Origin of the sequence: uncultured Allofournierella sp. (assembly GCA_944382705.1) — a bacterium.
Classification (GTDB): domain Bacteria; phylum Bacillota; class Clostridia; order Oscillospirales; family Ruminococcaceae; genus Allofournierella.
The window spans coordinates 1-19,250 of sequence record CALWNE010000061.1 but is presented as its reverse complement, the minus strand read 5'-3'; the positions used below and the strand labels follow the sequence as shown (position 1 = coordinate 19,250).

Sequence of the window (19,250 nt, the reverse complement as noted above, 5' to 3'; positions counted from 1 at the left end):
ATAACCGCCGTCTGATAGCAAATTCGCTATTGACCGGCGGTCTTTTTTATTTGTTCATTTTTCTCTTACGCGATCTCCGCTGTGCTGCTGCGTTTCCACATGCAGGACAGCAATATTTCTTGTTTGTTGCGGTCGCATTGACCAGGAAGTATACTTCACGCTTGCAGCTTGGGTTTTGACACTCCCTATATATTTCAACACCGGGTTTCATGTAGAAAATGGAGAAGTAAATTGCCTCCAAAAGGCTATCAAGCCTCCATTCCGGCTCAAGTGTTTCAGGGGCAATAGTTGGGCGAATGGTGGAAATAAAATGATTGATTTCTGCACTTACGACAATCCGTGCGATCCGAACCAAGGCAACCTTCATTTCCTCCGAAAGTTCAAAATTATCATTCTTGGAATAGTAGGTCACCCTGTTGTAGAATACATCGTTTATGATGCCACGCTGAAGCTGATAATGATAGAAGAAATCGATAATGAGCCTAAGATCGGAAGCGCCGTCATTTAGTCCTGTGTACATTGCCACCAAATGCTTAAATGGCTGGCTGTTGCTGCCGGGCATGGTCGGTAGCCCAGAACCACTCCTCACTGCATTAAAAAATGAGATTTCAACAGTGTTAGCACCGCCCATAAGAGTATCATCCACAGAGAATTTTCCTGTGTTAAATACTTCTCGGTTACGGTTTATATCTGGAAAACTATTATATTCACGGAGATACTGCGTGAAAAGGTGTGGACAAGAGGTAAGATTCCCGCTTGAAAGTGCAATTTCGATAGGGTCAGAAAACAGCAAATATGCTGCCATAATAACAATGTTTTTATAATTTATCTGTCCGGCAATAGCATTCATCAGTTTGACTGTTGCTTTGATACGATTGACAAATTCCATAATCTGGGTGGTATCAACGGATTCATACGCTTCAATGCTGATGGGAACAAGAAAACCAAATTGATGAAAAAACTGTATATGAGAATCAATGTCTCCGTCTTTGATGGCGAGCAACTTACCCAGTACATTTGACTGGATAACCCCGCCAGCGTTACCAGAGAGGTTCAGACCCTTTTGCGGCATATAAGAAAACTTCAGCGGTTGCTGCACAATACCGCAGATTTTAAGTGTTGTTTGCGGATCGGCTCCAGGGGCAACATTAACAGTATCCTTCTGGCAGTTACAAACTAGGTTTTCACAGCTGAAAAAGCTGCTCATCAAAATTTCAGATAATTTTTTTGCCATAATTCCATCCAAATCGGCTCAAAAGACCGCTGTCCTTTCGCGAAAAAATGATATAACCCTTTATTTTTATCTGTGTGCCACCGACTATTTCATGGGTTTTCTATAAATTATAGCATAAAAATAATAGAATTACGATATATAACCCCTTACTTCGTGCAACGAGGTAAGGGGTGTTTTTATGTAAATTTTTTTATTTATTATTCCGGAGTAAAATATCGCCATCGAGGGTAGCCCCTTCGAAATAAATTTTACTCCGCTTTGTGAGTGGCCATTAACGAAGCGGTGGATACATACGGAACCAGAGACGGATCATCCGTCAGCCATCCGCTGTACCACCGTTGATTTGTCATGCCCTCTCACGAGTGTGCAAAGCCGGTGTGTCATCTGATGCACCGGCTTTAATTGTATCTGCCGCCTCCATTCCCAAAGCGGGAAAGGACAAGCAATGCAAAAGAATGAAAACCGGTATTCCATTTATCTTCGCGCCACCAAGCAGTGGATACCATGCACCAAAGAGCAGTTTGATGACTACTACCGCGACATCAACGCATACCGACGCACTCAGCAAAATCACGGGCGCTGTGTATGCCCAGCTTCCAAAAGGTTGATGTGCGACATGGATTGTTGGACTTGCCCTTACCGCACACCGGGAGATCTGAGTTCACTTGATGCTGGTCACACCGATGACGAGGGAAAGGAAATGAACTGGCTCGACTATTTGCAAGAAAAGATGCCTGACCTTCAAGTCCCATCCAACGAGGATTTTGTGGCCGATACCCTTTATATGCGTCAGCTTCTTGCTCGTCTGTGTGAGGTCATGCCACAGGCTATTGAAATTGGCCGACTCCGTCAGCTTGGTTTGAGCGAGGATGCTATTGCCGCCGAAATCGGCACAGGCAGAAAGACCTTCGCTTACCGCATTAAAAAGGCTGCGGAGATGCTCAAAAAAGAATTTCCGGAATTTTTATAAAAAAGTTTCTGGGATTTTTTCCGAAACGGAGGTCTCGTTTCCATTTGGCAGTGTAAGGAGCAACAACGAGACCGCGTCTTACAGGAGGTGAAAAAGAATGTACGAATTCGAAAAAACTGTGATGACACCGGAAGAGGAATTGGTTGATATCCTTCTGGACTTCATCATCGTATCCGCCAACCTGGCAAAGAAAGTCAGCCGTGCCATCAAGCAGAAGCAAATCAAGGAAGGAGACATTATCAATGGGGAAAATCAACGAATTGGATCTGGCAATCAAGGAACTGCGCAGTGCCGCAGCCACTATTAATGAAGTGGCAAACACTCTGGCAGAGATGGCCAACACTACGACTGATGATGTCGTTGCCCCTGCCGAACCCGCACTGACGCTGGAACGGGTCAGAGCCGTTCTTGCGGACAAGTCCCGACAGGGCTTCACCGCAGAGATTCGAAATCTGCTGCAAAAGTATGGTGCATCCAAGTTGTCTGGCATCGATTCTGCCCACTACGAAGCCTTGCTTCATGATGCGGAGGTACTGACGGATGCCACCTAAAGCACACGCCACGCTCTCGGCATCATCTTCCGAACGCTGGCTGAACTGCCCACCCTCCGCAAGGCTCTGCGAAGCCTACGAGGATAAGGGTAGCGAATATGCCGCCGAGGGCACTTATGTTCACACATTAGCAGAAGCCCGGCTGAAGCAGGCTCTGGGGATACCCACCGAAGATCCCATCGAAAACCTGTCCTGGTATGACACCGAGATGGAAGACTGTGCCCAAGAGTATGCCGCCTATGTGATGGAACTCTTGGAGTCTGTAAAGCAGACCTGCTCCGACCCAGTGGTCTTGATCGAGCAGCGAGTGGATTTTTCCCGCTGGGTGCAGGATGGTTTCGGTACAGCCGACTGCATTCTCATTGCCGATGGCGTTCTCAACATCGTGGACTACAAGCACGGCAAAGGGGTCGAAGTCTCCGCAGTAGGCAATCCACAGATGAGACTTTATGCACTGGGGGCTTTGGAGATTTTTGATGGTATCTACGACATCGACCAGGTCTGTATGACCATCTTCCAGCCTCGGAAAGGCAACATCAGCACAGACCTTATCGAAAAAGACGCTCTGCTTGAATGGGCTGACGGAGATCTTTCCGAAAAGGCAAAGTTGGCCTATGAGGGTCAAGGCGATTTCCACTGCGGCGAATGGTGCCGCTTCTGCAAAGCAAAAGCCGAGTGCAGAGAACGCGCTGCCGCCAATCTGGAAATGGCTCGTTATGAGTTTGAAGCTCCTGCGCTCCTAGAGGACGATGAGATTGCCGACATCCTGGGCAAGGTCGATGCACTGACCGCTTGGGCCAACGATGTCAAGGAATACGCTCTCCAGCAGGCAGTTAGCGGAAGGGAATGGTCCGGCTGGAAGCTGGTCGAGGGTCGCTCTAACCGTAAGTACACCAGTGAAGCTGTTGTTGCCGCCACCGTTGAGAGCGCAGGCTTCGACCCTTATGAGAAAAAGCTTCTCGGTGTGACCGCCATGCAGAAACTGCTTGGCAAATCCCGCTTTGAAGAACTTCTTGCCCCTTATATTGAAAAGCCACAAGGCAAACCCACGCTCGTGCCGGACAGTGATAAGCGACCGGCAATTAATACCGCAAAAAATGATTTTATGGAGGAATTTTGATATGTCTAACAACACAAACAGAGTCAACAACCCTATGAAGGTTATCACCGGTCCCGATACTCGTTGGTCATATGCCAACGTATGGGAACCAAAGTCCATTAACGGTGGCACTCCTAAGTTCAGTATCAGCCTCATCATTCCCAAGTCAGACACCAAGACGGTGACCAAAATCAAAGCGGCTATCGAAGCTGCCTACCAAGAGGGTCAGGCCAAGCTGAAAGGCAACGGTCGTTCCGTTCCTCCTCTCGCTGCCATAAAGAATCCTCTTCGCGATGGTGATGTGGAGCGCCCGGATGATTCCGCCTACGCCAATGCTTATTTCGTTAACGCCAACTCCGCTACCGCACCCGGCATCGTTGATGCTGACTGTAATCCTGTGCTAACCCGCTCCGCGGTATACTCTGGCGTGTACGGCCGTGCCAGCATCAACTTCTATGCGTTCAACAGCAACGGCAACAAAGGCATTGCCTGCGGCTTAAATAATCTTCAGCTGATCCGTGCCGGTGAACCTTTGGGTGGCAAGGCGAGTGCTGAGTCCGATTTTGCAACCGATGCCGACGATGATTTTTTGAACTAAGCCAAAGGAGGTAAAACATTATGGAAATGATTCAGACTATTCTCCTCACCGTACTTCTGTTTGTCTGGCTGTGCATTAGCATCAGCTTTCTGGTAACTTCCATCCAGTCCTTCCTCTATTACCGCAAGAGAGAAAAGCGCGAACTGGCCCAGGCTGAACGCGACAAGGAATACCATGACAAGCGCATGGAGAGCTTGCTGAACAAGTAAGCATCTCATCCCAGGATGGCGGACTAATCTGCCACCCTATTGGGTATGGAGAAAGGACCGGTGATTATGAAAACACTCTCAATCGATATCGAGACTTACAGTGATCAGAACCTCGCCAAGTGCGGGGTATACCGCTATGTGGAGTCTCCCGTATTTCAAATTCTTTTATTTTCTTACAGCATTGACGGAGGCACGGTTCAGCTTGTGGACCTTGCCTGCGGCGAGGAGATTCCAGACCAGGTTTTATCTGCCTTAACAGACAATTCTGTTATCAAATGGGCCTTCAATGCCAACTTTGAACGAATCTGCCTGTCCCGACATCTGGGGTATTCTACCGGGGATTATCTTGACCCGAAATCCTGGCACTGCTCTATGGTCTGGGCTGCCACGATGGGGCTTCCTCTCTCCCTGGAGGGTGTTGGAGCCGTGCTTGGTCTGGAAAAACAGAAGCTGACCGATGGCAAGGACCTCATTAAGTATTTCTGTCAGCCATGTACACCGACCAAAGCCAATGGGCAGCGCACTCGCAACCTTCCGGCTCATGCCCCAGAAAAGTGGCTAGCTTTCAAAAAGTACAATATCCGCGATGTGGAAACGGAGATGTCCATCCAGGCTCGGCTTGTCAAATATCCTGTGCCGGATAGCGTGTGGAATGAATACCACATGGATCAAGAAATCAATGACCGTGGTGTTGCCTTGGATATGGAACTGGTGCGACAGGCCATTCAGATGGACGGGCGCTCCCGCTCGGAACTGACACAAGCAATGAAGGAACTGACCGCATTGGAAAATCCAAATTCCGTGCAGCAGATGAAGGGATGGCTGTCCCTCAATGGCATAGAAACCGATACTCTCGGCAAAAAGGCTGTGGCTGAAATGCTGAAGACTGCACCTCCAGAATTACAAACCGTACTGACCCTCCGCCAGCAGCTTGCCAAATCCTCGGTGAAAAAGTACCAAGCCATGGAGACAGCCGTCTGTGCTGACGGCAGAGCCAGAGGGATGTTTCAGTTCTACGGTGCCAATCGTACAGGGCGGGCGGCGGGGAGAATTATCCAAATGCAAAATCTTCCACAGAACCATCTTCCAGACCTTGCTGAAGCCCGTGGTCTTGTCCGTTGTGGTGACTTTGATGCCTTGAAAATGCTCTATGAGGATGTTCCGGACACCCTGTCACAGCTTATCCGTACAGCATTCGTTCCCCAGGATAACCGCAAACTTATCGTTGCTGACTTCTCGGCTATCGAAGCCCGTGTTATTGCTTGGCTTGCTGGAGAGAAATGGCGACAAAAGGTTTTTGCAGAGGGCAAGGACATCTACTGTGCCTCTGCTTCCCAGATGTTTGGAGTTCCGGTGGAAAAGCACGGTGTCAACGGACACCTCCGCCAGAAAGGCAAAATCGCAGAATTGGCATTGGGTTATGGCGGATCAATCGGCGCATTGAAAGCAATGGGTGCTTTGGAGATGGGGCTGACCGAAGGGGAACTGCCGTCCCTGGTGGATGCCTGGAGACAAGCTAACCCCAACATCACAAAGCTGTGGTGGGATGTTGACCGTGCCGTTATGGAGGCTGTCCGCTTCAAACACACCAATAAGACACACGGCATCACCTTCTGCTGCAAAAGCGGAATGCTGTTTATTACACTCCCATCCGGTAGACAGCTTGCCTATGTAAAGCCTAAAATCGGCACCAATAAATTTGGCGGTGACTGCATCACCTATGAGGGTGTCGGCAGTACGAAAAAGTGGGAGCGGATTGACAGCTACGGACCCAAGTTTGTGGAAAACATCGTGCAGGCAACAGCAAGGGACATCCTCTGCTATGTGATGCAGACACTTCGCTGCTGTTCCATCGTGATGCACATCCACGATGAAGTGGTCATTGAAGCTGACCGCACGATGTCCTTGCAGGCGATCTGCGATCAGATGGGCAGAACCCCGCCTTGGGCAAAAGGCTTGCAGCTTCGTGCCGATGGCTATGAGACTGATTTCTACAAGAAAGACTAACGAGGTAAATTCCATGAGTATCAACAAATTTAACAGCGAAGGGTATTACGACCCCACCGCTTATGAGGCAATGACCGCCATAGAGAAGGAAGAACGGGCACGATCCGCCTTCCGTCCAATGGTGTATATCTGCTCTCCCTATTCCGGAGATGTGGAAAAGAATGTAGCTGCGGCACAGATTTACAGCCGATTTGCTGTAGACCAGGGCTACATACCCATCGCACCGCATCTGCTGTTCCCACAGTTTCTTAATGACCGCAATCCCAGAGAGCGCCAGCTGGGCCTATTATTTGGCAACGCACTGATGAGCAAGTGCAGTGAGGTTTGGGTTTTTGGTGACCACATCTCACCTGGTATGGAATCTGAAATTTGCAGAGCCAAGTGGAAAAACTACCGCTTGCGGTACTTCACCGATTATTGCGAGGAGGTATAAATCATGTTTACCCTTTACAGTGCCGATTTTATCAATGCACCTGGCAACTGTTCCTATCCACATAAAATAGCAGTAATGGACACAGCAGATTTTGCTTCCGCTGTCAGCCGCGACTATGTCTGTGCGGAATATCAGAACAATTACCGCAGTGGGGATAATTTCCTCGGTTCAGACTGCCTGCCTGTGGACTGTGACAATGATCACTCCGAGAATCCAGAGGATTGGGTTACTCCAACGGATGTCCAGTTTGCGTTTCCCGGCATTACCTTTGCCGTACATTACAGTCGTTTCCATATGCGCGAGAAGAACGGCAAAGCCGCTCGCCCTAAATTCCATGTGCTATTTCCCATCGAGCACATGACCGATCCCACAGCATACAGCGAAATGAAAAAGCTGGTAAATACCATCTTTCCGTATTTCGACACCAAGGCTTTGGATGCTGCCCGGTTTTTCTTCGGTACATCGAACCCCCAGGTGGAGATTTTCCCCAGCGAGATGACCTTGAGCGAATATCTGTCTGCAGAAGACTTTGATGCGAATATGAGTGCCGGTTCGCACGGCGGAAACCAGGTGATTCCCCAAGGCAGCCGCAATGCCACCATGTCCCGATTTGCCGGTCGCGTCATCAAAAAGTACGGGGACAATGACACTGCCTTCAAATGCTTCATGGAAGAAGCAGACAAATGCTCTCCACCTCTGGAACAACAGGAACTCATGACTATCTGGCACAGCGCCCAAAGATTCTATGCCAAAGTTCAGCAGCAGGACGACTATATCCCACCGGAAGTGTATAACGATGGCAACTCTTATAAACCGGAGGATTTCTCCGATGTGGGACAAGCTGAAGTTCTGGCAAAGTACTTCTCCGGGGAATTGCGCTATTCTCCAGCTACCCACTACATCCGTTACAACGGTCGGTACTGGCAGGAAACCGAACCTGGTTCACAGGCTGTTGCCCATGAACTGACTCGTCGTCAGTTGAGAGAGGCATCCAGGGATATGATAGAGGCTCTTTCCGCCCTCAAGACTTGCGGTGCCAAGGACCTTTTAGATAGCAACAGTAAGGCCAAGGCCGAAGGCATGATGAACGAGGAGCAGATGGAGACATACCAAGCATTCCTTGCCGCCAAGGCATACCAGTCCTTTGTAATTCAGCGCCGTGCATCCAAGAACATTACTGCCACACTGAAGGAGTCCCGGCCAATGCTGGAAATAACGCCCCAGGATTTGGACGCTAACCCGTACTTGCTTTGCACCCCAGATGCTACCTATGATCTTCGCTTAGGGTTAGCAGGTGCCAGGGAGCATTCGCCGGAGGACTTTATCACCAAAACTACCACTGTATCACCCGGAAATCGTGGCAAGCAAATCTGGCTCGACTGCCTGGATACGCTTTTCTGCGGTGACCAGGAACTCATCGACTATGTACAGATGATCTGCGGCCTTGCTGCTGTCGGTAAGGTGGAGGTGGAAGCCCTCATCATTGCATATGGTTGCGGACGAAACGGTAAGTCCACCTTCTGGAACTCTGTGTCCCGTGTCTTGGGGCTGTACAGCGGCAATATCTCTGCCGATACCCTCACTTTTGGATGCCGCCGCAATGTGAAGCCGGAAATGGCCGAGGTTAAAGGCAAGCGTCTGCTCATTGCCGCCGAGATGCAGGAAGGCGCTCGTTTGAACGATTCCACGGTCAAGCAGCTCTGCTCCGTGGATGATATTTTTGCGGAAAAGAAGTACAAAGACCCCTTCAGTTTCTCTCCAAGTCACAGCTTGGTGCTGTATACAAATCATCTGCCGAAAGTCAGTGCATCCGACGATGGTACCTGGCGTCGACTCATTGTAATTCCGTTCAATGCCAAGATTGAGGGCAAGAGCGATATTAAGAACTACGGCGATTATCTTTACCAAAATGCGGGGGAGAGCATTCTTGCCTGGATTATCGAGGGTGCCAAAAAGGTCATTGACCTGGAATACAAATTTGCCGTTCCCGCTATCGTGCAGAAAGCCATTGACGACTATCGCAATCAGAATGACTGGTTCGGAAACTTCCTGGCAGAAAAATGCGATGTTGGTGACGGCCTGAAGGAAAGTTCCAGTGCGTTGTATCAGGCATACCGCAACTACTGCCTGGACTGCAACGAGTATGTGCGTAACACCGCTGACTTCTATCTGGCACTGGAGAACGCAGGTTTCGAGCGCTTAGTGGTGAACCGCAAGCGTTACTTTAAAGGCCTCTGCCTTAAGTCCGAGGACGAGGATTTTCTGAACTAACCGTGGCAATGACAAGGTGTATCAAGGTCATATATAAAAGTTTTCTTAGGGTAAAAAAACAAAAAAATTACATAAGAAAAAGTTTAGTAAAAGACATTGATACACCTTGCACTCAGCTGGAATGGAGAAATCATTATGAGAGAAAAAGCAATCGAGCAAAAATTAGTGCGGATGGTAAAAAAGCAGGGCGGCATCTGTCCGAAGTTCGTGTCTCCCGGATATGATGGGATGCCCGACCGGATTGTTCTTCTGCCGGGTTGCCATTTTGCCTTTGTGGAAGTAAAGGCTCCCGGAGAAAAGCCCCGCCCGCTTCAGCTTTCAAGGCACAAGTTATTACGCAGACTCGGTTTCCCGGTTTATGTACTGGATGATGAGTCGCAGATTGGAGACATCCTTGATGAGATACAAACCGCATGATTATCAGCAATTTGCTGTGAACTATATTGAAACCCACACCATTGCCGCAGTCCTGCTTGATATGGGCCTTGGCAAAACGAGCATCACCTTGACGGCAATCTTCAATCTCCTGTTTGACAGCTTCGAGGTCCATAAAGTCCTTGTCGTTGCACCGCTGCGTGTAGCACGGGACACATGGACGGCTGAAGTTAATAAATGGGATCACCTACAGAGTCTCATCTGTTCCGTGGCTGTGGGCACCGAAGTAGAACGAAAAGCGGCACTCATGCGTCCTGCTGATATCTACATCATCAACCGTGAGAACATCCAATGGCTCATTGAGGAAAGTGGCATCAAGTTTGACTACGATATGGTGGTCATCGATGAACTGTCTTCTTTTAAAAACCACAGCACAAAACGCTTCAAGGCTCTTATGAAAGTCAGACCCTATGTTAAACGCATCGTAGGACTTACTGGCACTCCTGCCTCCAATGGCTTAATGGATTTGTGGGCGGAGTTCCGTCTGCTTGATATGGGGCAGCGCCTTGGCAGATTCATTACCCAATATCGCAATAACTACTTTATGCCGGACAAGCGCAACGGACAAATCATCTACTCCTACAAACCGCTGCCGTATGCAGAGGATGCCATCTACAAGAAAATTGGTGACATCACCATTTCCATGAAGTCCACCGACCACCTGCAGATGCCGGAACTGATAAACAGCGAATACACCGTGCGCCTTTCCGATTCCGAGCAGGCCGATTATGAAGATATGAAGCGTGAGTTGGTGCTGAATATTCCGGAGGGTGAAATCACAGCTGCCAACGCTGCATCCCTTTCCGGTAAGCTGAGTCAGCTTGCAAACGGAGCCATTTATGACGATGACGGTGATGTCCATAACATCCATGACAGAAAGTTGGATGCTCTAGAGGACATTATCGAATCCGCAAACGGCAATCCCATCCTTGTGGCTTACTGGTTTAAGCATGACCTTGACCGTATTACCGACAGGTTGAAAAAGTGCCATATTCTTTATTCCAAGTTGGACACCTCCGACAGTATCCGCAGATGGAATAACGGGGAAATCCCTGTGGCTTTGATTCATCCCGCTTCTGCCGGTCACGGACTCAACCTTCAGTCCGGTGGTTCCACCCTCGTATGGTTCGGCCTTACCTGGAGTCTGGAACTCTACCAGCAGACCGTGGCTCGTTTATGGCGACAGGGGCAGACCTCAAAAACTGTGGTGGTTCAGCATATTATCACCAAGGACACCATTGACGAGCGTATTATGAAGGCTTTACATACTAAGGAGCGTACACAGAATGCCCTTATCGATGCGGTTAAAGCCGATTTGAAAATCTGAGACAATCTACTTGACAATCCGTGCCAATCCGAGAAATCACAGAATACGGAGGTACGAATATGAACCCTTACCAAGCATTAGCCAACGCAATTATCGAAACCGCTGTAAGAGACTACAAGACGGCTTTGAAATGTCATTATACCCACCCGGACAAGACGGAATATACCGATGAAGTTAAATCTTTGGAGGGTTTCTTTCGTTCCGGTTGGTGCGAAATGCTCACCGACCTTGACGGCGAATATCTCAAGAACCGTATCCGTGCTATGGTTTGTAAGGAGGTGACTGCATGACCGCAAAGGAGTATCTCTGCCAGGCATACCGTCTGGATCAGCGTATCCGTAGTAAGCAAGAGCAGATTGCTTCGCTGAATGACCTTGCTACCGACTGCTCCGCCACATTGACGGGGATGCCCAGAAGCCCTAACTGTGGCGGGTCCCGTATAGCTGATGCCGTTCTCAAAATCATCGACCTTGAGAACGAAATTGCCAAGGACATGGAACGGCTTGTGGAATTGAAGGCAGAAATCATCACCACCATTAAAGCTGTAGAATGCATCGAGTATCAGCTTATTTTGGAGAAGCGTTATATCAGTGATAAGTCCTGGCCTGAAATTGCCGTGGATTTAGGTTACAAGATGCGCCACCTGTATAAGTTGCATGATGAAGCGCTTGCTGCAATAAAAATTCCTGAAAAATATTTCTCCGTGCAGTAAATGGCACTATTTCACACTATGCATTAGTGGTATCATTACAATGGCGAAAGAGAATAGGGAAGTGGCCTCGCAGGAGAAATCCTGTGGGGCTTTTCTTATACCCAAAAGGAGGTGCTTCAATGCCAAGAAAACCTAAACGACCGTGTTCCCACCCCGGATGCCCCAAGCTGACTGACGGAAGGTTCTGTGAGGAACACACAAAGCAAGAAGCCAAACGCTACGAGAAGTATGACAGAAACCATGCTGTACGCCGTAGATACGGACGCGCCTGGAAACGCATCCGCGACAGCTATGCAGCACAGCATCCTCTCTGTGAGTTGTGCCAACAGGAAGGCAGGCTCGTTCCCACCGAAGAGATACACCACAAGACACCGCTGTCTGAGGGTGGAACTCATGCAAGGGACAACCTCATAGCCTTGTGCAAGTCCTGTCACAGCAAAATCCATGCGGAGCGTGGTGATAGGTGGCATAACCACTGACCCGTAGGGGCGGGTCGAATCTCTGTGACCTTATGCCTGGGTAACGGTGCCGGGGTCGCGTGTGCAAATTCGCAAAAGTTTTTAGGGGAATACCCCCAGACCGATTTGAGGTGTAAAAAATGGGCCAACGAGGACCTAAACCCGGTACGGGTGGCAGGCCGAAAAAGCCACTGGCGGATAAGATTTCGGATGGCAATCCAGGCAAAAGACCACTAACTGTCATTAACTTTAAAGACAGCGTGGCCGATTTGGAAGGTCAAGCGATGCCGAAGCCTTCGGATTATTTGTCCGCAAAGCAGAAAGACGGTTCTACACTCTGTGCCGCAGAAATTTATGAAAACACATGGCGGTGGCTCTCCGAGCGAGGATGTGCCGCAATTATATCACCGCAACTTATCGAGCGTTATGCGATGGCAAGTGCCAGATGGATTCAGTGTGAGTCCGTTACAAGCGAACTCGGCTTTTTGGCAAAGCATCCTACCACTGGTGCTGCTATCCAATCTCCCTATGTTGCGATTGCAGATAAGTACATGACCCAGGCGAACCGTCTGTGGTCTGAAATTTACCAAATCATCCGTGAGAACTGCACTGGAGAATACAGCGGTGCAAATCCCCAGGATGATGTGATGGAAAGATTGCTTCGTGCAAGGAAAGGAAGCTAACTTATGATTGAAAAAGTAAATCCATGCCACCCGGATAAGGTGGCGGACAGAATTGCCGGAGCCGTGGTAGACCTGGCTTATGCAATTGATACAAACCCCAAAGTGGCTGCGGAAGTTCTCATCGGCCACGGTGTGTGCCACATTATCGTTGAAACAACTGCTACTCTTTGCAAAGCAGACATCATTGATGCGGTGCATCGCATTGCTGGAAAGCTAGACACCGACATTGTCATTATTCCCCAGGATGCTCATTTGACTGAGAACCAGGCAGACGGTATTCGCTGTGGTGACAACGGTATCTTCAAGGGGATACCTCTGACGGGTGAACAGAAAGAACTCGCCAGAATTGCCCGTGAGATTTATGCCGACTATCCCTATGACGGCAAGTACATCAAGGATGGCAACCGTCTCATCATCTGCCAGAGCAATGCTCCCGCGGCAGAACTCAAGGAACGCTACGCAGGTTCCGAGGTCAATCCTCTTGGTGACTGGACGGGTGGCACAGATGTGGACACTGGTGCGACCAACCGTAAACTTGGCAGTGATATGGCTGACTCCGTAACCGGCGGGGGCTTACACGGCAAAGACCTCTCCAAGGCTGATGTTTCTGTCAATATTTATGCCTTCCTCAAGGCTCAAGAGTGCGGTTTCCCTGTGGAACTGTGCTGCGCCATCGGCGATGAAGTCATTGATGATATTCCTTATGCGCAGGTTGTTGCCATTGCCAGGGAATATATTGACTCCATCGGTGGCTTTGAAAAATTCGCTGAATGGGGGTTGTACTAATGGTAGTTGAAAGAAAGAACACGGCCGATTTACTTCCCGCTGACTATAATCCTCGTAAAGACTTAAAACCCGGTGATACGGAATATGAGAAGCTGAAACGCTCCATTGAGCAGTTCGGCTATGTAGAACCTGTTATCTGGAATAAGACCACGGGCAGGGTTGTGGGCGGCCATCAGCGTCTGAAGGTTCTCATCGATATAGGCATCACCGAAGTAGAATGTGTTGTGGTGGAAATGGATGAGTCCAAGGAAAAGGCTCTGAATGTTGCCCTCAACAAAATCAGCGGTGATTGGGATACGGATAAACTGGCTCTACTCATTGCCGATTTGCAGGGCGAGGATTTTGATGTATCTCTTACCGGCTTTGAGCCTGCCGAAATTGACGCTCTGTTCAAGGACACCATTAAAGATGGCATTAAGGATGACGATTTCGATGTAGAGGCTGAACTAAAGAATCCCACCATCACCAAACTCGGTGATGTGTGGACCCTAGGCCGCCACCGCCTGGTCTGCGGTGACAGCACCAAGACTGAAACTTTTGAGATCTTGATGAACGGGGTCAAAGCAAATCTTGTGGTTACCGACCCTCCGTACAATGTCAACTACGAAGGCAGTGCAGGAAAAATCAAGAATGACAACATGGCTGATGAAGCCTTTTATAACTTCCTGTTGGCGGCATACACGCAGATGCACTCCGCAATGGCAGATGACGCTTCCATCTATGTGTTCCACGCAGATACTGAGGGTTTGAACTTCCGCAGGGCTTTTGCCGATGCGGGTTTTTATTTGTCTGGCTGTTGCATTTGGAAGAAGCAGTCCCTTGTGCTGGGTCGTTCTCCTTACCAGTGGCAGCATGAACCTTGTCTCTACGGTTGGAAGAAAAACGGTAAGCACCAGTGGTACACCGGACGCAAGGAAACAACCATATGGGAGTTTGACAAACCGAAAAAGAATGGTGATCATCCTACGATGAAACCCATCCCTCTGCTTGCGTATCCCATTATGAACTCATCCATGAGTAACGCTGTGGTGCTTGACCCATTCGGCGGTTCCGGCTCTACGCTCATCGCCTGTGAGCAGTCCGAGCGTATCTGCCACACCATTGAATTGGACGAAAAATTCTGCGATGTTATCGTAAAACGCTACATCGAGCAGGTTGGCAGTTCCGATGGTGTTTCTGTTCAGCGTGATGGTTTAACCTACAAATACTCCGAATTGGCATAACCGCTATTCCGAAATGGAGGTACGAAATGAACAATTTAACCCTGGGCAGTCTGTTTGACGGTTCCGGCGGCTTTCCTTTAGGAGGCTTGATTTCCGGTGTGACCCCTGTGTGGGCATCGGAGATCGAGCCTTTTCCTATTCGCGTCACCACCAAGCGTCTACCCTTTATGAAACATTACGGTGATATCTCCCAAATGGATGGAGGGAAGATTGAACCTGTTGATATTATCACTTTTGGCTCACCTTGCACGGATATGTCGGTGGCAGGCAAACGGGCCGGATTGGATGGGCGGCAATCTGTCCTATTTTATCAAGCCATCCGAATTATTAAGGAAATGAGGTGTGCCACTAATGGCAAATATCCACGATACTGTGTCTGGGAGAATGTCCCCGGCGCTTTCTCCTCAAACAGTGGCGAAGACTTCAAAGCAGTCCTCGAAGCAATCATCGGCATCACAGAGCCGGACATCCAGGTGCCTATGCCTGAGAAAAACCGATGGCCCTATGCTGACTGCTACATGGGAGACAAATGGAGCGTTGCTTACCGAGTTCTTGACGCTCAATACTGGGGAGTCCCCCAACGAAGAAAACGCATCTACCTTGTCGCAGATTTTACAGGCAGGCGTGCCTTCGACATACTTTTTAAGTCCGAAGGCTTGTCAGGGTATTCTGCGCAGGGCTTTCGCACGTGGCAAAGAACTGCCTGCTGTGTTGAGAATCGCCTTGGAGCAACAGGCTTTGACGGATACAACGGAGAACTGACGGGGGATATTTCCTCGACCCTCGGAGTGAACTGCGGTATGAGTACCGGTAGAAATGGCGTTGTACTCAATGACCAGGGCGGCAATCGTATGGATATCACCGATGAGATTACCGCTACACTGCGTGCAGAGGCACATCATCCACCTTGCGTTCTGGAATCTGCAGGCTTCTGTACAGAACATTCCGCCCAGAGTCGCAGTATCGGATACGAGGAAGAAATCTCTCCCACACTTCGTGCCGGTAGTATCCCTGCCGCTGTTGCCATTGAAAACCATCCGACCGACAGCCGTGTGAAAATTGCCGATGACGGCAAGGTACAGACTCTCACTTCCCGCATGGGAACAGGCGGAAACAATGTACCTCTCGTTATGAAGATTCGTTCCGGTTGCGAGGGTGGAGGCAAAGGCGCACTTATCCAGGAAAACAAGTCTGCTACGCTTTCCTGCAACAATGACCAGACTTTATTTGAGCCTTGTAATTGGGATGGTCAGAAGGTCGCTCCCACACCTACGGCGCACAATACTGGTTGCAATCAGTGTATGCCAGATAAAAACCACTTCAACTATGTGAGCGAGGCTTATGGTATTTGCTCAAAGGACAGTAACTCCAGGAAGTCCGACAATCCCCACAGCGGTATCTATAAAGCAGATACATCGCGCACCCTTGATGGAAATGGTGGCAATCCCGGATGTAATCAAGGCGGCATTGCCGTAGTGGAAAGCTATGCAATCCAAGGCTCTATGATTGGCAGAAACGAAAAGAACGGTCCCCAAGGTGACGGCATAAATGAAGATGTTAGTTTCACCCTCAATACGGTTGACCGCCATGCCGTTTATACCATGACTACTGGCAGCTTCGCCCAAGTTGCTGAGGATAAGGCTCCCACGGTTCTTGCCAGGGATTATAAAGACCCTACTGCTGTTTGCTACGGCATCGGTAGGGATACTTTCAACCAAGGTAAGAACGCAAAGTTCTCTCCGTGCTTCTCTGAAGAAGTACAGCCTACGATGGTTGCCAAAGGCCCCGGTGCAGTTCAAAGCGGATATACCGTCCGCAGGCTGACACCCACCGAGTGTGCAAGACTGCAAGGTTTCCCAGACTGGTGGTGCGATAACCTCGGCACGGAAGAACCTACGATGGATGACCTCCGCTATTGGTACGATGTGTTTGAAACTCACCGCAAAATTGTCGGAAACTCTACTAAGCCCAAAACGCTGAAACAGATTGCAAAATGGCTGTACAATCCACATTCCGATGCCGCCGAATATAAGATGTGGGGCAACGGTGTAGCACTCCCTTGCGTGGTTTTCGTCCTTTCTGGCATCGTGTACTATACACAATCTGGGAGCGAATAAATCGGCACATATTCTACTGTAAATGTATCGAAATGACTGGATATAATCGCTTTTCAGAGGTAATATGTGCATACCAAAAACAAGGAGGTCATGCACATGACGATTACAATCAACGCAACCGGCGCTGAACGCAAGCGCTTGGTACAAACCATTTCCAAATGGCTCGGCTGCGATGCCAAGTACCTCAGAGTTCCTTCCTGCGCCTACCAGGTGGATTACTTCACCATCGAAAAGAATGGAAGTCTTACCTTTGATGACCGTGCCGACAGCGAGGTTGTTGAAAGACTCCTGCAGCATATTTACGATGAAGGTTTTGACATCGACCAGAGACACATCAAGGATGAGCCAGAAGAAATCAGCGGTGTCTGCATTTCCATGCCTCGCAGTCTTTTTACCGACAGCAGCCTGGAAAACCTCAAATTAATCGTTGCTGCCAAGGGTAGTCTTATCAAAAAGGCACTCGGTGCAGAAGAACTTCCCATTGAGGTAAGCGACACAAAGGTTTCATTTTCTTGGTTCACAGGCAAGCCTACCCCGGAAGAACTTCATGCTTATAATTCATTCATCTGCAAGCTATGTGAAATGGCCCGCAACCAGAAGCGTGTCAGCGTAAAGGAAAAGGAAGTCGACAACGAAAAATACGCATTCCGCTGCTTCCTTCTGCGCCTTGGCTTCATCGGCAACGAGTATAAGGAAACTCGCAAAATTCTTCTCCGCAACCTGGAGGGCAGTTCTGCCTTCAGAAGCGGTCAAAAGAAGGAGGCGGCAGTATGCGAATGATATCGAAAGAAGCCTTAAAAACTCTTCGTGAACGCTTTCCGAGGGGCACCCGCGTGGAACTGGTGCAGATGGATGACTTCCAGGCACCGCCCATCGGGACAAAAGGTACTGTTTGCGGTGTGGATGACACTGGCAGCATTCTGGTTTCCTGGGATAACGGCTGCGGTTTGAACATAGTCTACGGTGTTGATATTTGTCGAAAGGTGGCAGATGGCAATGAGTGAAAAAATCAAAAATCAGATCCTTACCATCCGCAAAACCGGATGCACTAATATGTTTGACATTCCGATGGTTCAGTACATCGCAAGCGAGATGCAGTTCTATGAATTGGTGGTTTACTTGGAAGAACACCGCTCCGAATATGTACATTTCATCCTTACGGGAGAGGTTATACCTACATAAAATTCCCACACTGATTAAATAGTCCTGGAACTGAGCCGAGAGGCTCTGTTCCTCGTATATAACGGTCGCACCGATTACGGTGACGGCTATTTTTTATACCCTTTTTGAGGAGGTGACCGCATATAAGAAAGCTGAAAAAGTATAAACCGACTAAGTTCATGGCGAAAGGTTCTTACTACGATAAGGACGCAGCGGACTATGCGGTGGGGTTCATTGAATGCCTTTGTCACACCAAAGGCACCTGGGCAAGAAAGCCCTTTGAACTAATCGACTGGCAGGAGCAGATTATCCGAGACATTTTCGGAACACTCAAGCCAAACGGGTACCGCCAGTTCAATACCGCATACATCGAAATCCCAAAAAAACAAGGCAAATCGGAACTTGCTGCTGCCGTTGCACTTTTACTGACCTGCGGTGATGGGGAAGAACGTGCCGAGGTTTATGGCTGTGCTGCTGACCGACAGCAGGCATCCATCGTTTTCAATGTTGCCGCAGATATGGTGCGTATGTGTCCGGCTCTTGCCAAGAGGGTCAAAATCCTCGATTCACAAAAGCGTCTTATCTACTTGCCGACCGGCAGTATCTACCAGGTACTTTCCGCAGATGTTGGCAACAAGCACGGCTTTAACACCCACGGAGTAGTTTTTGATGAGTTGCACACACAGCCGAACCGAAAGCTGTTTGATGTTATGACCAAAGGTTCCGGTGATGCCCGTACGCAACCACTTTACTTCCTTATTACGACTGCGGGCAACGATACCAAATCCATCTGCTATGAGATTCACCAGAAAGCCAAGGATATCATCGAGGGCAGGAAAATCGACCACACCTTTTATCCCGTTATCTATGGTGCAGATGAGGGTGACGATTGGACGGACCCATCCACCTGGAAGAAAGCAAATCCATCCCTGGGCATTACCGTTGCAATCGACAAGGTGCGTGATGCTTGTGAGTC

Annotated in this window: 23 protein-coding genes; 22 read left to right on the top strand and 1 reads right to left on the bottom strand. The window is 49.1% G+C overall.

The genetic code is table 11. From position 1 onward, the window contains the following. Nucleotides 1–46 precede the first annotated feature (46 nt). Nucleotides 47–1,234, bottom strand: coding sequence for a hypothetical protein (locus ACH2EM_RS09465; RefSeq protein ID WP_395152209.1), 1,188 nt, complete (start codon nucleotides 1,232–1,234; stop codon nucleotides 47–49). Between the two features lie 445 nt (nucleotides 1,235–1,679). On the opposite strand from ACH2EM_RS09465, the gene ACH2EM_RS09460 reads away from it, so the two are divergent. From ACH2EM_RS09460 to ACH2EM_RS09355, 22 genes are all read left to right on the top strand, one after another. Continuing rightward, complete coding sequence (locus ACH2EM_RS09460) at nucleotides 1,680–2,204, top strand: hypothetical protein (RefSeq protein WP_395152207.1); 525 nt, start codon at nucleotides 1,680–1,682, stop codon at nucleotides 2,202–2,204. Between the two features lie 97 nt (nucleotides 2,205–2,301). Beyond that, nucleotides 2,302–2,511, top strand: coding sequence for a hypothetical protein (locus ACH2EM_RS09455; protein ID WP_395152205.1), 210 nt, complete (start codon nucleotides 2,302–2,304; stop codon nucleotides 2,509–2,511). After that, nucleotides 2,447–2,755: a DNA ligase gene (locus tag ACH2EM_RS09450; RefSeq protein WP_395152203.1), complete on the top strand. Its 309-nt coding sequence runs from the start codon at nucleotides 2,447–2,449 to the stop codon at nucleotides 2,753–2,755. Before ACH2EM_RS09455 ends, ACH2EM_RS09450 begins: the two co-directional genes overlap by 65 nt. Continuing rightward, nucleotides 2,745–3,875 carry a DUF2800 domain-containing protein gene (locus tag ACH2EM_RS09445; RefSeq protein WP_395152201.1) on the top strand — a complete coding sequence of 377 codons (1,131 nt, stop codon included), beginning with the start codon at nucleotides 2,745–2,747 and terminating at the stop codon, nucleotides 3,873–3,875. The genes ACH2EM_RS09450 and ACH2EM_RS09445 overlap by 11 nt, the downstream gene beginning before the upstream one ends. Before the next feature lies 1 nt (nucleotide 3,876). Further along, nucleotides 3,877–4,452, top strand: a complete 576-nt coding sequence (locus ACH2EM_RS09440; protein WP_395152199.1) for a DUF2815 family protein — start codon at nucleotides 3,877–3,879, stop codon at nucleotides 4,450–4,452. A 20-nt stretch (nucleotides 4,453–4,472) separates the two neighbouring features. Next, nucleotides 4,473–4,661, top strand: coding sequence for a hypothetical protein (locus ACH2EM_RS09435; protein ID WP_395152197.1), 189 nt, complete (start codon nucleotides 4,473–4,475; stop codon nucleotides 4,659–4,661). Between the two features lie 66 nt (nucleotides 4,662–4,727). Then, entirely contained in the window at nucleotides 4,728–6,668 is a 1,941-nt protein-coding gene (locus ACH2EM_RS09430) for a DNA polymerase (RefSeq protein ID WP_395152273.1), read from the top strand. Nucleotides 6,669–6,681: 13 nt separating this feature from the next. After that, nucleotides 6,682–7,101: a hypothetical protein gene (locus ACH2EM_RS09425; protein ID WP_395152195.1), complete on the top strand. Its 420-nt coding sequence runs from the start codon at nucleotides 6,682–6,684 to the stop codon at nucleotides 7,099–7,101. 3 nt (nucleotides 7,102–7,104) lie between these two features. Next, on the top strand, nucleotides 7,105–9,372 hold the full coding sequence (locus tag ACH2EM_RS09420; RefSeq protein ID WP_395152193.1) for a phage/plasmid primase, P4 family: 2,268 nt from the start codon (nucleotides 7,105–7,107) through the stop codon (nucleotides 9,370–9,372). A gap of 135 nt (nucleotides 9,373–9,507) precedes the next feature. Beyond that, nucleotides 9,508–9,789: a VRR-NUC domain-containing protein gene (locus ACH2EM_RS09415; RefSeq protein ID WP_395152191.1), complete on the top strand. Its 282-nt coding sequence runs from the start codon at nucleotides 9,508–9,510 to the stop codon at nucleotides 9,787–9,789. Further along, complete coding sequence (locus ACH2EM_RS09410; RefSeq protein ID WP_395152189.1) at nucleotides 9,770–11,134, top strand: DEAD/DEAH box helicase; 1,365 nt, start codon at nucleotides 9,770–9,772, stop codon at nucleotides 11,132–11,134. Before ACH2EM_RS09415 ends, ACH2EM_RS09410 begins: the two co-directional genes overlap by 20 nt. A 59-nt stretch (nucleotides 11,135–11,193) precedes the next feature. Then, nucleotides 11,194–11,424 carry a hypothetical protein gene (locus ACH2EM_RS09405; RefSeq protein WP_395152187.1) on the top strand — a complete coding sequence of 77 codons (231 nt, stop codon included), beginning with the start codon at nucleotides 11,194–11,196 and terminating at the stop codon, nucleotides 11,422–11,424. Beyond that, nucleotides 11,421–11,846, top strand: a complete 426-nt coding sequence (locus ACH2EM_RS09400; protein WP_395152185.1) for a hypothetical protein — start codon at nucleotides 11,421–11,423, stop codon at nucleotides 11,844–11,846. The genes ACH2EM_RS09405 and ACH2EM_RS09400 overlap by 4 nt, the downstream gene beginning before the upstream one ends. Before the next feature lie 119 nt (nucleotides 11,847–11,965). Further along, nucleotides 11,966–12,325, top strand: a complete 360-nt coding sequence (locus tag ACH2EM_RS09395; RefSeq protein WP_395152183.1) for an HNH endonuclease — start codon at nucleotides 11,966–11,968, stop codon at nucleotides 12,323–12,325. Nucleotides 12,326–12,444: 119 nt separating this feature from the next. Next, on the top strand, nucleotides 12,445–12,987 hold the full coding sequence (locus ACH2EM_RS09390) for a P27 family phage terminase small subunit (RefSeq protein ID WP_395152181.1): 543 nt from the start codon (nucleotides 12,445–12,447) through the stop codon (nucleotides 12,985–12,987). Nucleotides 12,988–12,990: 3 nt separating this feature from the next. Then, nucleotides 12,991–13,773 carry an S-adenosylmethionine synthetase N-terminal domain-containing protein gene (locus tag ACH2EM_RS09385; protein ID WP_395152179.1) on the top strand — a complete coding sequence of 261 codons (783 nt, stop codon included), beginning with the start codon at nucleotides 12,991–12,993 and terminating at the stop codon, nucleotides 13,771–13,773. Further along, on the top strand, nucleotides 13,773–14,996 hold the full coding sequence (locus ACH2EM_RS09380; protein WP_395152177.1) for a site-specific DNA-methyltransferase: 1,224 nt from the start codon (nucleotides 13,773–13,775) through the stop codon (nucleotides 14,994–14,996). Before ACH2EM_RS09385 ends, ACH2EM_RS09380 begins: the two co-directional genes overlap by 1 nt. A 26-nt stretch (nucleotides 14,997–15,022) precedes the next feature. Beyond that, nucleotides 15,023–17,113 (top strand): DNA cytosine methyltransferase, encoded by a 2,091-nt coding sequence (locus ACH2EM_RS09375; RefSeq protein WP_395152175.1) that lies wholly within the window; start codon nucleotides 15,023–15,025, stop codon nucleotides 17,111–17,113. Between the two features lie 96 nt (nucleotides 17,114–17,209). Continuing rightward, complete coding sequence (locus tag ACH2EM_RS09370; RefSeq protein ID WP_395152173.1) at nucleotides 17,210–17,893, top strand: virulence protein; 684 nt, start codon at nucleotides 17,210–17,212, stop codon at nucleotides 17,891–17,893. Beyond that, nucleotides 17,884–18,117, top strand: a complete 234-nt coding sequence (locus ACH2EM_RS09365) for a DUF4314 domain-containing protein (RefSeq protein WP_395152171.1) — start codon at nucleotides 17,884–17,886, stop codon at nucleotides 18,115–18,117. The genes ACH2EM_RS09370 and ACH2EM_RS09365 overlap by 10 nt, the downstream gene beginning before the upstream one ends. Then, on the top strand, nucleotides 18,110–18,295 hold the full coding sequence (locus ACH2EM_RS09360) for a DUF5049 domain-containing protein (RefSeq protein WP_395152169.1): 186 nt from the start codon (nucleotides 18,110–18,112) through the stop codon (nucleotides 18,293–18,295). Before ACH2EM_RS09365 ends, ACH2EM_RS09360 begins: the two co-directional genes overlap by 8 nt. A 122-nt stretch (nucleotides 18,296–18,417) precedes the next feature. After that, nucleotides 18,418–19,250 (top strand): terminase large subunit domain-containing protein (locus tag ACH2EM_RS09355; protein WP_395152271.1); only part of this gene is annotated, 833 nt, incomplete at its 3' end.

Coding starts and splice junctions, on each gene's coding strand:
- ACH2EM_RS09465 (WP_395152209.1), bottom strand. CDS start 1,234: ATGGCAAAAAAATTATCTGAAATTTTGATGAGCAGCTTTTTCAGCTGT.
- ACH2EM_RS09460 (WP_395152207.1), top strand. CDS start 1,680: ATGCAAAAGAATGAAAACCGGTATTCCATTTATCTTCGCGCCACCAAG.
- ACH2EM_RS09455 (WP_395152205.1), top strand. CDS start 2,302: ATGTACGAATTCGAAAAAACTGTGATGACACCGGAAGAGGAATTGGTT.
- ACH2EM_RS09450 (WP_395152203.1), top strand. CDS start 2,447: ATGGGGAAAATCAACGAATTGGATCTGGCAATCAAGGAACTGCGCAGT.
- ACH2EM_RS09445 (WP_395152201.1), top strand. CDS start 2,745: ATGCCACCTAAAGCACACGCCACGCTCTCGGCATCATCTTCCGAACGC.
- ACH2EM_RS09440 (WP_395152199.1), top strand. CDS start 3,877: ATGTCTAACAACACAAACAGAGTCAACAACCCTATGAAGGTTATCACC.
- ACH2EM_RS09435 (WP_395152197.1), top strand. CDS start 4,473: ATGGAAATGATTCAGACTATTCTCCTCACCGTACTTCTGTTTGTCTGG.
- ACH2EM_RS09430 (WP_395152273.1), top strand. CDS start 4,728: ATGAAAACACTCTCAATCGATATCGAGACTTACAGTGATCAGAACCTC.
- ACH2EM_RS09425 (WP_395152195.1), top strand. CDS start 6,682: ATGAGTATCAACAAATTTAACAGCGAAGGGTATTACGACCCCACCGCT.
- ACH2EM_RS09420 (WP_395152193.1), top strand. CDS start 7,105: ATGTTTACCCTTTACAGTGCCGATTTTATCAATGCACCTGGCAACTGT.
- ACH2EM_RS09415 (WP_395152191.1), top strand. CDS start 9,508: ATGAGAGAAAAAGCAATCGAGCAAAAATTAGTGCGGATGGTAAAAAAG.
- ACH2EM_RS09410 (WP_395152189.1), top strand. CDS start 9,770: ATGAGATACAAACCGCATGATTATCAGCAATTTGCTGTGAACTATATT.
- ACH2EM_RS09405 (WP_395152187.1), top strand. CDS start 11,194: ATGAACCCTTACCAAGCATTAGCCAACGCAATTATCGAAACCGCTGTA.
- ACH2EM_RS09400 (WP_395152185.1), top strand. CDS start 11,421: ATGACCGCAAAGGAGTATCTCTGCCAGGCATACCGTCTGGATCAGCGT.
- ACH2EM_RS09395 (WP_395152183.1), top strand. CDS start 11,966: ATGCCAAGAAAACCTAAACGACCGTGTTCCCACCCCGGATGCCCCAAG.
- ACH2EM_RS09390 (WP_395152181.1), top strand. CDS start 12,445: ATGGGCCAACGAGGACCTAAACCCGGTACGGGTGGCAGGCCGAAAAAG.
- ACH2EM_RS09385 (WP_395152179.1), top strand. CDS start 12,991: ATGATTGAAAAAGTAAATCCATGCCACCCGGATAAGGTGGCGGACAGA.
- ACH2EM_RS09380 (WP_395152177.1), top strand. CDS start 13,773: ATGGTAGTTGAAAGAAAGAACACGGCCGATTTACTTCCCGCTGACTAT.
- ACH2EM_RS09375 (WP_395152175.1), top strand. CDS start 15,023: ATGAACAATTTAACCCTGGGCAGTCTGTTTGACGGTTCCGGCGGCTTT.
- ACH2EM_RS09370 (WP_395152173.1), top strand. CDS start 17,210: ATGACGATTACAATCAACGCAACCGGCGCTGAACGCAAGCGCTTGGTA.
- ACH2EM_RS09365 (WP_395152171.1), top strand. CDS start 17,884: ATGCGAATGATATCGAAAGAAGCCTTAAAAACTCTTCGTGAACGCTTT.
- ACH2EM_RS09360 (WP_395152169.1), top strand. CDS start 18,110: ATGAGTGAAAAAATCAAAAATCAGATCCTTACCATCCGCAAAACCGGA.